Source organism: Enterobacter sp. JJBC, assembly GCF_036936505.1.
Taxonomy (GTDB): Bacteria; Pseudomonadota; Gammaproteobacteria; order Enterobacterales; family Enterobacteriaceae; genus Enterobacter; species Enterobacter hormaechei_C.
The window spans coordinates 4217474-4230993 of the sequence record NZ_CP136935.1; the positions used below are offsets into that span (position 1 = coordinate 4217474).

Here is a 13520-nt window from a genome sequence, read left to right on the forward strand (position 1 = left end):
TCCTTTATGCGTCAACGAAGCCGGTAATTTGGGAAACACGGGAGAGATCGATATTGCCGCCGGAAATAATGCAGACGGTTTTACGGCCCTGGATATAGTGGTCCAGCTTGCCGCTTAATAACGCCGCGCACGCCAGTGCGCCAGCACCTTCCGTGACCACTTTATTTCGCTGAATAAGCGCGATCATGCTGTTGCGAATCTCGTCTTCGCTGACCAGCACAATGTCATCGACTAATTCACGAACAATTTCGAAGGTTAAATTACCCGGGCGAGACACATCGCAACCGTCTGCTAATGTGCCGGTAATGCGGTGGTTCGTTATTTCACCGGCCTGATACGATGCCGCCATTCCGTGCACGTTTTCAGACTGCACGCCGATAATATTGATAGTTGGGTTGATGGATTTAATTGCTGTCGCAATACCGGCAATTAAACCGCCGCCGCCGATGGGGACAATCACGTTATCCACGTCATATAAATCTTCGAGGATTTCCAGGCCGATGGTGCCCTGACCGGCGATCACTTTCGGATCGTCGTAAGGCGGGATAAAAATGCGCCCTTCCATCTCGACGATTTCGCTCACTTTGGCGATGGTGTCGTTAAAGTTCTCGCCGTGTAGCACCACTTCGGCAGAGTAGTCGCGCGTGGCGGCAACCTTGGATTTCGGCGCGCCCATCGGCATCACTACTTTGCCGTCGATGCCGAGCATGGCGCAGGAGAGAGAGACCCCCTGCGCGTGGTTCCCTGCGGAACAGGCCACCACGCCCTTGCGTTTTTCCGCATCGGTCAGTGAGCTTAATTTATTAAACGCCCCACGTATTTTAAACGAACCGGTACGCTGCATATTTTCAAATTTCAGGAATATCTCACCCTTACACCGTTCGCTCAGATAATTTGAGCGCGGCATACCGGTTTTATAGATCTTTCCCGCCAGCCTTTTTCTGGCGTCCTGAATATCTTCAATGGTCACCGGGAGATCGTAAGTAATGTGCATAATATCCTCGTTATAATAATTCATTGTTTTCAGGCAAGGTCAGGGTAACAGAGCGTTAAAAAGCGTCGCTCCGGGTGTTTTAAATCATCATTATTTCTATCGTCGTTTTTCGGTATTCATCGACGAATATTGTTTTGCCAGTTCAACTAATACTGACGCCGATTTTTTAATACTGTAATTTTTTGACCACACGGCGGCATAACGCGCCACGGGTAATTCATCTTCCACCGGCAGGACAATGAACTGGTCCGAGCCGAATGGCGCAATCATGTCACGGGGGATCACCGTCAGGTAATCGGCATTGAGGACAAGGTTATAGATGGTGACGACGGAATCGGTCTGGACGATGTTTTCAATGCTGATGTGGTTGTCTTGCAGGGTGGTCAGAAGTTCGTTGTAGTAGCCCATATCGGTTTGCGGCATCACCCACTGCTCGTGCGTGAGCGATGCCAGTCTGGTCGGGCCGGTGCACGTTCGTGATTTACTCGCCACCAGCACAAACTCGGATTCAAACAGTGGCTCAACGTGAAGATCCTGAAGCTGCATCCCGTCGCTCAGCGTACCGATGGCGAAATCCAGCCGGCCATCGCGAATGGCGGGCAGGAATGAAGAGAGCTGCGCTTCATACATTGAGACGCGTGCCTTCGGGAACACTTCCTTGAATTTTTTGATCATCCCGGACAGGAAGGTGAAGCCAATCAGCGACGGATAGCCGAAGGAGACGTCCATGACGGTACTGAAACTGAGGCTGTTGATCTCGCTTACCATGTTTTTCATTTCGCGGGTGATCGACTCAGCGTAGGACAGCAGCACCTGACCGGCAGCAGTGAGTTTTACGCCGGTGTTTTTACGCACCATCACTTCCACCCCAAAGTAAGATTCGATGTCGCTGATGATTTTGCTGACGGCAGGTTGCGTCAGCCCCAGTTGTCTTGCAGCAGAACCTATGGAGCCACTTTTGATGACTTCCTGAAATACCACGAGGTGCTGAGTTTTCGGTAGAATAATAGTATTCATAATATTCTGCGCTTATTTCCCTATGACGCAGCGGATTCTACCCAATATTGTTTCAGGGGGTATGTGCTGTTACTCACAATTTGCCAGGACGCTCTGTTTTCAGTCGCACCAGAAAACTATTTATATCTTTATAAATCAAAGATTTATCACAATAAAAATACGCATTTACGCTGACATTGATCAATAAAAAACGCGGTAATAAATTTATTTTATGGCAATAACCAGCGTGAATTTTTTTGCCTTAAAAATATTAATAAAGGCTATCTTTCAGGCAATTAAAGATTAATAAAACACCATTATTCCTTTAAAACATTTTTGTGGTTTATCAACTTTACCAGGAGTATTTATTCACTTTCCGGTTAAAGAGTGGGATATATCACACATTCACCAGAAGAATGTTTTTAGATTCAATATTAAATTATCAAATGAATAACATTCGGCATCACTGACTAAACATTTACAACATCTGCTCAACACTAAATTTTTCTAATTTTATAGCGTTAAATTTTGTGATTACGATCATGCGCAGCAGATGAGAGGAACACGCAGCCGAACAAATAGTGAAACGTGCTTAGCGTCGCAAAATTGAGAATTGATGTCGTTTGGCGCTTCGCTTACCCGACCTGCAACCTTCAGAAAGCAAAAACCCCGCCGAAGCGGGGTTTCGTAAGAAGTTGAAGCTGACCGATAAGCCGGGTTCTGTCGTGGACAGTCATTCATCTAGGCCAGCAATCGCTCACTGGCTCAAGCAGCCTACCCGGGTTCAGTACGGGCCGTACCATGTGAACCCCTATTTGGCCTTGCTCCGGGTGGAGTTTACCGTGCCACGGACTGTTACCAGCCGCGCGGTGCGCTCTTACCGCACCCTTTCACCCTTACCTGATCCCGCTTGCGCGGGCCATCGGCGGTTTGCTCTCTGTTGCACTGGTCGTGGGTTTCCCCCCCAGGCGTTACCTGGCACCCTGCTCTGTGGAGCCCGGACTTTCCTCCCCTCCGCCCGTCTCCCCCGAAAGGGACGACGACGAAGCGGCGACTGTCTGGTCAGCTTCGGCGCGCAGTATAGAGGGTTTGCGCGTCGCTGTCACCCCTGGCTACGCATGCCTACCTGCAATGTGGCCGCGATATTCCGCGAGGCGCGGTAAATGTTGTCATACGCGCCCTGGAACGCCTCTTCCAGTGAGCCGATGCGGGTCAGTACGCTGAACACCGCATCGATGCCGTACTGATGCACCACACCCACATCCTGCGTCAGACTTCCGGCAATCCCTATAACTGGCTTATGGTATTTTTTGGCGACGCTCGCCACGCCGACGGGCACTTTGCCATTTATGCTCTGGCTGTCGATGCGCCCTTCCCCCGTCAGCACCCACGTGCAGTCGTGAATATGTTCTTCAAGATTGAGCGCCTGAGTGACAATCTCAATGCCGCTTTTCAGCTCTGCGCCCAGGAAGGCCATCAGCGCCGCGCCCATGCCGCCCGCCGCTCCTGCCCCCGGAACCCGGTTGACGTCAATGCGCAGCGTTTTTTTGATCACTTCGGCATAGTGGCTAAGACTGGCGTCGAGTTCGAGGATCATCTCCTCCGTGGCGCCTTTTTGCGGTCCAAAGATACGCGACGCGCCGCTTTCACCGACCAGCGGATTCGTCACGTCACAGGCGACACGGATTGCGCACCCCTGAAGACGCGGATCGAGATCCGAAATATCAATCCGGTTAAGCGCCATCAGGCTGCCGCCGCCGTAGCCGATCTCCGTCCCGTTCGCATCCGTAAACTTCGCGCCCAGCGCCTGCATCATGCCTGCGCCCCCATCGTTGGTTGCGCTCCCGCCGATACCGATAATGATGTTGCGCGCGCCTTTATCCAGCGCGCGGAGGATCAGCTCCCCCGTCCCGCGCGACGTCGTGACCAGCGGGTTACGCTGCGCGGGAGGAACAAGCACCAGGCCGCTGGCGGCGGCCATCTCGATAAACGCGGTGGTACCGTCGCCCGAGATCCCCCAGCTGGCCTTCACCTTTTCCCCTAACGGGCCGGTGACGACAGCCTGCTGCCAGGTGCCCTGCGTAGCGGCGATCATCGCTTCAACCGTACCTTCTCCGCCGTCAGCAACGGGAACAGACACGTAATGAGCGTAGGGGAAAATTTCCCGAAATCCTTTTTCTATCGCCTGCGCCACCTCAGTGGCAGACAGGCTTTCTTTATAAGAGTCTGGCGCGATTACGATTTTCATAGTTGTATGCCTGAGCCGTAGGCCCGGTAAGCGTAACGCCACCGGGCGGGACGTCATTAGCGAGCAATTTCAACCTTCGCCAGCTTTTCGTAATAGCACGCTAACGCGCTGTGATCGGCGGTGCCCAGACCATCCGCACGCAGCGCCTGCATCATCTCCATGACGGCGGCAGTCAGCGGCAGCTGCGCCCCCACGCCGTGGGAGGTATCCAGCGCATTCGCCAGATCCTTAATGTGCAGATCGATGCGGAAGCCCGGCCTGAAGTTACGATCCATCACCATCGGCGCCTTGGCATCCAGCACGGTGCTGCCCGCCAGACCACCGCGAATGGCCTGATAGACCAGATCCGGATTAACGCCCGCTTTGGTGGCCAGCGTTAGCGCCTCCGACATAGCCGCGATGTTCAACGCCACAATCACCTGGTTTGCCAGCTTGGTGACGTTGCCTGCGCCAATTTCACCGGTGTGCACCACGGAGCCAGCCATGGCTTTCATCAGGTCGTAGTATTTGTCGAACACGGCTTTATCGCCCCCTACCATCACCGACAGGGTGCCGTCGATGGCTTTCGGTTCGCCGCCGCTGACCGGCGCATCCAGCATCTGCACGCCCTTCGCTTTCAGCGCCTCGCTGATTTCGCGGCTTGCCAGCGGTGCGATAGAACTCATGTCGATCACCACCAGACCCGGCTTCGCGCCGTCGATAATGCCGTTCTCACCCAGCGCCACCTCTTTCACGTGCGGTGAGTTTGGCAGCATGGTGATAATCACGTCGCACTGCTCAGCAATTGCTTTTGCGGTTGTCGCCGTTTCTGCGCCAGCCGCAATCACCTCTGCCACTGCGTCTGAATTACGATCTAAAACCACCAGTGAGTAACCTGCTTTGATGAGGTTTTTGCTCATTGGTTTGCCCATGATACCCAGGCCAATAAAACCCACTTTCAGCGTCATAATCTGTTTCCTCAATGATGGTTATTTTTTAAAAGCGTCCGCTAATTTCTGCGTGGCGGCGCGGAATACGCCGAGGTCGCTGCCGACGGCAACAAACGTTGCGCCCCATTCCAGGTAACGGCGGGCATCGGCTTCCACTGGCGCCAGAATGCCGCACGGTTTACCGTGCGCTTTGGCACGGGCAAAAATGTGCTGAATTGCGCGCTGCACATCCGGATGGCTGGCGTTACCCAGATGACCAAAGGCGGCCGCCAGATCGCTCGGGCCGACGAAAATGCCGTCGACGCCCTCCGTCGCGGCAATAGCGTCGACGTTATCGACCCCCTGCTGGCTCTCGATCTGAACCAGAATGGTGATGTTCTTGTTGGACTGGGAGAAATAGTCCGGCACGGTGCCAAACATGTTGGCGCGGTGCGAGACGGACACGCCGCGGATCCCTTCCGGTGGATAGCGGGTCGCCGCCACGGCCAGCACCGCTTCTTCTTCCGTTTCAACAAACGGGATCAGAAAGTTGTAGAAGCCGATATCCAGCAGACGCTTGATGATCACCGGCTCGTTGGTGGGCACACGCACCACCGGCGCGCTGTGGCTGCCTTTCAGCGCCATCAGCTGCGGAATAAACGTGTTGATATCGTTTGGCGCATGTTCGCCGTCCAGCACCAGCCAGTCGAACCCGGCCAGGCCCAGCACTTCGGTGCTGATGGGGTTGGCCAGCGCAGACCAGCAGCCAATCTGAATCTGGTGCGCCGCGAGGGCCGCTTTAAATTTATTCGGGAAGATGTCGTTACTCATTACTTATACCTTTTTTAATTCCGCAGTTTTAGCCAGTAACTTTTCTTATTTATTCCGACTCAGCGTCAGCGTTATATTTATTTTCCTGACTGAATTTTGGCGTTATAAAATCGTCATTCAGTATAATCGTCACCACCCGGCAGCACATTGTCTCAATGCTCAATTATCCAGCGGGAGTAACACGCTATTTTGAGCATTTGCCCAATGCAGTGGGCGCTGATGCACAGAATCAACGATCAGTGTTTCGGGAGCGATCGCGATCACATTCTCACTTTTCCTCTCCTGACATTCTTTATTTCCTCAATAAGAAACGATTAACCATCTGGCTATATTTAGTATCAGATATTTTGCTGGAGAAGAGTGAACAATGGCCGATATTGAAATTCGACAGGCGTCGCCGACGGCGTTCTATATAAAAGTGCACGATACTGATAACGTGGCGATTATTGTCAACGACAATGGCTTAAAAGCTGGCACCCACTTTCCGGATGGCCTGGAGCTGATTGAGCACATTCCGCAGGGGCATAAAGTCGCACTGGTCGATATCCCGGCTCACGGTGAAATCGTGCGCTACGGCGAAGTCATCGGCTATGCGGTGCGCGCTATCCCGCAGGGTAGCTGGATTGAGGAGTCGCTGGTTGAGCTGCCCACCGCCCCGCCGCTGGAGACGTTGCCGCTGGCTACCCGCGTCCCTGAGCCGTTGCCTCCGCTGGAGGGTTATACCTTCGAAGGTTACCGCAACGCGGATGGCAGCGTGGGAACCAAAAACCTGCTTGGCATCACCACCAGCGTGCATTGCGTGGCGGGCGTAGTGGATTACGTGGTGAAAATTATTGAGCGCGATCTGCTGCCGAAATACCCCAACGTTGACGGCGTGGTGGGTCTTAACCACCTGTACGGCTGCGGCGTGGCGATCAACGCACCCGCAGCGGTCGTGCCGATCCGCACGATTCACAATATCGCCCTTAACCCAAACTTTGGCGGTGAGGTCATGGTGATTGGTCTCGGCTGTGAAAAATTGCAGCCAGAACGCCTGTTGCAGGGTACGGAGGATGTGAAAGCCATTCCGGTTGACGATGCCAGTATTGTGCGTCTTCAGGATGAACACCATGTCGGCTTCAGATCGATGGTCGACGACATTTTACAGGTGGCAGAGCGCCATCTGGAGAAGCTGAACAAACGCCAGCGTGAAACCTGCCCGGCCTCTGAACTGGTCGTTGGGACACAGTGTGGCGGCAGCGATGCGTTTTCCGGCGTCACCGCTAACCCGGCGGTCGGTTATGCCTCCGATCTGTTCGTGCGCTGCGGCGCCACGGTGATGTTCTCCGAAGTCACCGAAGTACGTGATGCTATCCACCTGCTCACGCCGCGCGCCGTCAACGAAGAGGTGGGCAAACGCCTGCTGGAGGAGATGGCCTGGTACGATAACTATCTCGACATGGGCAAAACCGACCGCAGCGCCAACCCGTCTCCGGGTAACAAGAAAGGCGGCCTGGCGAACGTGGTGGAAAAGGCCCTCGGGTCAATTGCCAAATCCGGCCAGAGCGCGATTGTGGAAGTGCTCTCCCCTGGCCAGCGACCAACCAAACGCGGCCTGATTTACGCGGCAACGCCTGCCAGTGATTTCGTTTGCGGCACCCAGCAGGTGGCTTCCGGCATTACGGTACAGGTCTTTACCACCGGGCGCGGCACGCCGTACGGCCTGATGGCGGTACCGGTGATCAAAATGGCGACCCGCACCGAGCTGGCAAACCGCTGGTATGACTTAATGGATATCAACGCGGGCACCATCGCCACCGGGGAAGAGAGTATTGAAGAGGTGGGCTGGAAGCTGTTCCACTTCATTCTGGATGTGGCAAGCGGGCGGAAGAAAACCTTCTCCGATCAATGGGGATTGCATAACTCGCTGGCGGTGTTTAACCCGGCGCCGGTGACGTGAATTCATAGTGAACCTTGCTTAGCATGGCTTCGGCCATGCTTTTTTTTGCTTTCGATTCTTTCGCATGCTTACTTTCACTTTCGATTCTTTCATTTTTAAGATGTAAATCACAAAAAAATATTCCGAAACCCTATACCTTCTTTCGCACAAACAAAACGAAAGGTTTCGGAGGAAAGATGTTTATCATCTCATCGAAAGCGATGCTGCTGAAGGCACAAAGGGAAGGTTACGCCGTCCCGGCATTCAATATTCATAATCTCGAAACGTTGCAAGTGGTTGTTGAAACTGCCGCTGAAATGCGTTCTCCGCTAATTGTTGCGGGCACTCCCGGCACGTTCAGCTACGCCGGAACAGGAAATGTTGTTGCCATTGCCAGCGATCTGGCAAAAACCTACAACCAGCCGCTGGCGATCCATCTCGATCACCATGAAGATTTCGACGATATCGCACAAAAAGTCCATGCAGGTATCCGCTCAGCGATGATCGACGGCTCTAATCATCCGTTCTCTGAAAATGTCGCACTGGTGAAGCAAGTGACGAATTACTGTCACCGCTACGATGTAAGCGTTGAAGCCGAGCTAGGCCGCCTTGGCGGTCAGGAGGATGACCTCATCGTCGACAGCAAGGATGCCCTATACACCAATCCGCAACAGGCTCGCGAGTTTGTTGAATTAACGGGTATCGACTCTCTGGCCGTTGCTATCGGTACCGCTCACGGTCTGTACACTGACACACCAAAACTTGATTTTGAACGTCTGGCAGCGATCCGCAATCAGGTCGACGTACCGCTGGTTCTGCATGGCGCGTCAGGTTTATCAGCTGTGGATATCCGTACCGCGATTAGCCTGGGCATTTGTAAAGTCAACGTCGCCACAGAACTGAAAATCGCCTTCTCGAATGCCCTCAAAACCTATCTCTCTTCACATCCTGATGCCAGCGACCCGCGTCACTACATGGTGCCTGCCAAGACCGCTATGAAAGAGGTGGTGCGTAAGGTGATTGCTGACTGTGGCTGTGAAGGCAAACTCTAAATACGAAAGCCTGTTGTCCCGAACTGGAGGAAACGTGAAAGATATTATTGCTCGCCATAAGGCGGGAGAACACCTCGGCATTTGCTCAGTTTGCTCAGCCCACCCGCTGGTGATTGAGGCCGCCTTGCGCTTCGATTTGCAAACAAACAATAAAGTCCTGATTGAGGCCACCTCGAATCAGGTAAACCAGTTCGGCGGTTATACCGGCATGAAACCGGCTGACTTCCGTGACTTTGTCCTCAAAATCGCTAAGGAAGTCGGTTTTCCACAGGAACGCCTGATTTTGGGCGGCGACCATCTGGGGCCAAACTGCTGGCAGAATGAACCCGCAGAGGCGGCGATGGAAAAGTCCGTAGAGCTGATCAAAGCCTATGTCGCGGCTGGGTTTAGCAAGATCCATCTGGATGCCTCAATGTCTTGCGCCGACGACCCTGTCCCGCTAGCGCCAATGGTCGTAGCCCAGCGCGCGGCGCGTCTGTGTCAGGCGGCAGAGGAGACGGCAACCGACGCGCAAAAAGCGGTGCTGACCTATGTCATTGGCACAGAAGTTCCAGTACCGGGCGGTGAAGCCAGCAGTATAAACAGCGTACACGTTACTCGCGTGGAAGATGCCGCGCAGACGATGGAAACGCATCGCGTGGCCTTTGGTGCGCTCGGCCTGGACGACGCTATGTCGCGCGTCATTGCGATGGTTGTTCAGCCTGGGGTGGAGTTTGACCATACGCAAATTATTCACTATCAGCCACACGCAGCAGAAGCTCTCTCCGGCTGGATCCGTCAGACCCCGGTAGTTTACGAAGCGCATTCAACCGACTACCAGACCCGTCAGGCCTATCGAGCTCTGGTTCGCGATCACTTTGCGATTCTGAAAGTCGGCCCGGCGCTCACCTTTGCCCTGCGCGAAGCCATCTTCGCCCTCGCGCAGATGGAGGAAGCGCTCATCGCCCCGGAGCAACGCAGCCATGTGCTTGAGGTCATCGATGAAGTGATGCTGAACGAACCTGGCTACTGGAAAAAGTACTACCGCCCAACCTGGAGCCAGGCGATGGTGGATATTCACTTTAGCCTGTCCGACCGCATTCGTTACTACTGGCCGCACCCGCGTATTCGCCAGAGCGTAGAGAAACTGATCGCTAACCTGAGCGCAGCATCCCTGCCTCTGGGGCTAATCAGCCAGTTTATGCCCGTCCAGTTCGAGCGATTGTCGATGAATGAGATCCCGGCAACACCGCAAAATCTCATCATCGACAAAATACAGGATGTATTACGTGCCTATCGTTTCGGCTGTACCCCTGAACACGTTTGATACCGGAGAGTGTATGAGTCACGTTTTTGTCCGTACCGGAATTGAGTTTGAAGATTGCCAGCAGGCACTGGCGCATATTGGCGAGGAGATGCTGAGAAAAGGTGTCGTCCACGCCACCTATCCAGCGGCACTCCAGGAAAGGGAGATGAACTACCCCACCGGCATTGCCCTTGAGCGTCATGCGGTCGCAATTCCGCACTGTGAAGCCGTACATGCGAAAAGCCCCGCCATTTACCTGATTCGCCCGGACAAACCGGTCAACTTTCAGCAGGCAGATGATGATGGTGACGTCGCCGTTTCGCTCATTATCGCCCTTATTGTTGAAAACCCTGCGGCACAAATGAAATTGCTGCGCCGCCTTTTTAGTGAGCTGCAAAACCCGGACACGCTCGACATGCTCTTAGCGACCCCAGCTGAGCATCTGGCGGATCGTTTCCGGACGGCGATCCTTGAGCCTGAGGCCTGTGCTCAGGCTTCATAACATACTGATAATAAGAAGGTGTACCCTATGAAACGTAAAATTATCGTCGCTTGTGGCGGCGCTGTTGCCACCTCAACTATGGCCGCAGAAGAAATTAAAGAGCTTTGTGAGGCCCACCACATTGAGCTGGATCTGGTGCAGTGTCGGGTAACCGAAATCGAAACCTACATGGATGGCGCGGATCTCATCTGCACCACGGCGAAAGTCGACAGATCTTTTGGCGATATTCCTGTGGTACACGGCATGCCGTTTGTATCCGGCGTTGGTATCGAAGCCCTGCAACAAAAAATCCTGACCATCCTCGAGGGGTAAGATTATGTTTACCGAAATCATGCGGTATATCCTCGATCTGGGGCCAACCGTAATGCTGCCTATCGTCATCATCATCTTCTCTAAGCTGCTGGGAATGAAGCTGGGTGATTGTTTTAAATCCGGTTTGCATATTGGCATTGGTTTCGTGGGGATCGGGCTGGTTATCGGCCTGATGCTCGACTCCATCGGCCCGGCAGCCAAAGCGATGGCAGAGCAGTTCCAGATTAATCTCCACGTGGTTGACGTTGGCTGGCCGGGTTCATCACCGATGACCTGGGCTTCGCAAATAGCACTGGTGGCGATCCCGGTGGCCATTGGTGTCAATATTCTCATGCTGGTCACCCGAATGACCCGCGTAGTGAACGTGGATATCTGGAACATATGGCACATGACCTTCACCGGTGCGATGCTGCACCTGGCAACCGGCTCTTACTGGCTGGGGATCCTGGGGGTGGTGGTACATGCAGCCTTTGTTTACAAACTCGGGGACTGGTTTGCCAAAGACACGCGAGACTTTTTTGGTCTGGAAGGGATCGCTATCCCTCACGGCTCATCAGCGTATCTAGGCCCGATAGCGGTTCTGGTCGATACGATTATCGACAAAATTCCTGGTCTGAAGCGCATCCACTTTAGCGCTGACGACGTACAGAAACGCTTTGGTCCGTTTGGCGAACCTGTAACCGTTGGGTTTGTCATGGGACTGGTTATCGGCATGCTGGCAGGCTATGACGCTAAATCCGTTCTACAACTGGCAGTAAAAACCGCCGCCGTTATGCTGCTGATGCCGCGCGTGATTAAGCCGATTATGGACGGCCTGACACCGATCGCCAAACATGCCCGTAAACGTCTGCAAGCTAAATTCGGCGGCCAGGAGTTTTTAATTGGGCTCGATCCCGCACTGCTGCTGGGTCATACATCCGTGGTCTCCGCCAGCCTGATTTTTATCCCGCTCACCATTCTGATTGCAGTGCTGGTGCCGGGAAACCAGGTGCTGCCGTTCGGCGACCTCGCCACTATCGGCTTCTTTGTGGCAATGGCGGTCGCGGTTCACCAGGGCAACCTGTTCCGAACGCTTATCTCCGGCGTCATTATCATGGGCATCACGTTGTGGATTGCGACCCAGACTATTGGCCTGCATACCCAGCTTGCGCAAAACGCTGGCGCGCTGAAAGCAGGCGGGCTGGTGGCCTCTATGGATCAGGGCGGATCACCGTTCACCTGGCTGATGATTCAACTCTTTACCTGGCAAAACGTAGTAGGGTTCATCGTGATTGCTGCGATTTACTTTACGGGCGTATTGCTGACATGGCGTCGTGCCCGCACATTTATTGCGGCAGAAAAACTCACCGCCAATCCTCAAAGCCAGACGGCATCTTAATAACAGGGGGAGCGATGCTCCCCTCTTTTTTCTGGAGTCAATCATGAAATCAGTGGTAATTCACGCTGAGGGTAGCGTGCGGGTTGAAGAACGCCCCCTCCCTTCCATTCAGGCCGCAGATGATGTGCTAGTACGCGTTATCTGTTCCGGGTTATGTGGTTCGGATATTCCACGAATTTTCGCCAAAGGCGCACACTACTATCCCATCACGTTAGGCCATGAATTCAGTGGATACGTCGAAGCATATGGCACTGACGTAGCCGATCTTAAGGTTGGTGATGGTGTGGCGTGTGTTCCGCTACTTCCCTGTTTTTCCTGCCCCGAATGTGAACAAGGCTACTACTCATTATGTAAGCATTACCAGTTCGTTGGTTCACGCAGTGAGGGCGGCAATGCGGAATATATTGTTGTTAAGCGCGCAAATTTGTTCCGCCTTCCAGAGGCGATGACGATTGAAGATGGTGCATTTATTGAGCCGATTACCGTCGGGTTACATGCATTACACCTGGCTTCAGGCTGCGAGGGGAAAAATGTCATCATTGTCGGCGCAGGTACCATCGGTCTGCTGGCGATGCAGAGCGCGCTGGCGCTGGGTGCCAGCAGTGTGAGCGCAATCGATATTAACGACGAAAAGCTTGCCCTGGCATCCCGTCTGGGAGCGACACGGGTATTTAACAGCCGTTCTCTGAGCGCTGATGACATCCACAATGCGCTCAGCGAAAGCCGGTTCGAACAACTGGTACTGGAGACTGCCGGAACCCCACAAACCATCACGCTTGCCATTGATATTGCCGGGCCGCGAGCCCAGATTGCACTGGTAGGTACTCTGCATCATGACCTGAACTTACCCGCTGTGACTTTCGGCAAAATTCTGCGTAAGGAATTGACGCTGCTGGGAAGCTGGATGAACTATTCCGCTCCATGGCCTGGGGAAGAATGGGAAATAGCAGCCCGTCTGCTCGCAGATAAAAAACTACAGTTAGCTCCGCTTGTCACACACAGTGGCGATAGTGAAAGCTTTGCCCAGGCCGTGCAGGCACTGAACGGTTCGCCTATGCAGGGTAAAATTATGCTCCGCTTCGCATAACCTCGCGAG

12 protein-coding genes and 1 other RNA gene are annotated in these 13520 nt (G+C 53.8%); 7 read left to right on the top strand and 6 right to left on the bottom strand.

Annotation, left to right across the window (positions count from 1 at the left end; all coding sequences use genetic code 11):
• Nucleotides 1-4: 4 nt before the first annotated feature.
• The 6 genes from tdcB to garL all read right to left on the bottom strand — a co-directional run bounded on the left by tdcB (nt 5) and on the right by garL (nt 5977).
• The gene (gene tdcB / locus RY075_RS20245) at nt 5-994 is read right to left on the bottom strand and encodes a bifunctional threonine ammonia-lyase/L-serine ammonia-lyase TdcB (RefSeq protein ID WP_022651901.1); all 990 of its coding nucleotides are present in this window, start codon (nt 992-994) and stop codon (nt 5-7) included.
• A gap of 96 nt (nt 995-1090) precedes the next feature.
• Nucleotides 1091-2011 (bottom strand): transcriptional regulator TdcA, encoded by a 921-nt coding sequence (gene tdcA / locus RY075_RS20250; RefSeq protein ID WP_003862670.1) that lies wholly within the window; start codon nt 2009-2011, stop codon nt 1091-1093.
• A gap of 672 nt (nt 2012-2683) precedes the next feature.
• An RNA gene (gene rnpB / locus RY075_RS20255) (RNase P RNA component class A) lies at nt 2684-3060 on the bottom strand.
• A gap of 32 nt (nt 3061-3092) precedes the next feature.
• Nucleotides 3093-4238 (bottom strand): glycerate 2-kinase, encoded by a 1146-nt coding sequence (gene garK, locus RY075_RS20260; protein WP_045897635.1) that lies wholly within the window; start codon nt 4236-4238, stop codon nt 3093-3095.
• A gap of 56 nt (nt 4239-4294) precedes the next feature.
• Nucleotides 4295-5185, bottom strand: coding sequence for a 2-hydroxy-3-oxopropionate reductase (gene garR, locus RY075_RS20265; protein ID WP_109948903.1), 891 nt, complete (start codon nt 5183-5185; stop codon nt 4295-4297).
• 21 nt (nt 5186-5206) lie between these two features.
• Nucleotides 5207-5977, bottom strand: a complete 771-nt coding sequence (gene garL, locus RY075_RS20270) for a 2-dehydro-3-deoxyglucarate aldolase (RefSeq protein ID WP_045332928.1) — start codon at nt 5975-5977, stop codon at nt 5207-5209.
• Between the two features lie 367 nt (nt 5978-6344).
• On the opposite strand from garL, the gene garD reads away from it, so the two are divergent.
• From garD to gatD, 7 genes are all read left to right on the top strand, one after another.
• A complete protein-coding gene (gene garD / locus RY075_RS20275) occupies nt 6345-7916 on the top strand; it encodes a galactarate dehydratase (protein WP_338627948.1) in 1572 nt (523 codons plus the stop codon).
• A 176-nt stretch (nt 7917-8092) separates the two neighbouring features.
• The gene (locus tag RY075_RS20280) at nt 8093-8947 is read left to right on the top strand and encodes a tagatose bisphosphate family class II aldolase (RefSeq protein WP_045895482.1); all 855 of its coding nucleotides are present in this window, start codon (nt 8093-8095) and stop codon (nt 8945-8947) included.
• Nucleotides 8948-8981: 34 nt separating this feature from the next.
• Nucleotides 8982-10253, top strand: a complete 1272-nt coding sequence (gatZ, locus tag RY075_RS20285) for a tagatose-bisphosphate aldolase subunit GatZ (RefSeq protein ID WP_045895483.1) — start codon at nt 8982-8984, stop codon at nt 10251-10253.
• 13 nt (nt 10254-10266) lie between these two features.
• Nucleotides 10267-10734, top strand: a complete 468-nt coding sequence (gene gatA / locus RY075_RS20290; protein ID WP_045895484.1) for a PTS galactitol transporter subunit IIA — start codon at nt 10267-10269, stop codon at nt 10732-10734.
• Between the two features lie 27 nt (nt 10735-10761).
• Nucleotides 10762-11046, top strand: a complete 285-nt coding sequence (gatB, locus tag RY075_RS20295) for a PTS galactitol transporter subunit IIB (protein ID WP_000823261.1) — start codon at nt 10762-10764, stop codon at nt 11044-11046.
• A 4-nt stretch (nt 11047-11050) separates the two neighbouring features.
• A complete protein-coding gene (locus tag RY075_RS20300) occupies nt 11051-12424 on the top strand; it encodes a PTS galactitol transporter subunit IIC (RefSeq protein ID WP_109948902.1) in 1374 nt (457 codons plus the stop codon).
• Nucleotides 12425-12467: 43 nt separating this feature from the next.
• Nucleotides 12468-13511, top strand: coding sequence for a galactitol-1-phosphate 5-dehydrogenase (gatD, locus tag RY075_RS20305; protein WP_109948901.1), 1044 nt, complete (start codon nt 12468-12470; stop codon nt 13509-13511).
• Nucleotides 13512-13520 lie beyond the last annotated feature (9 nt).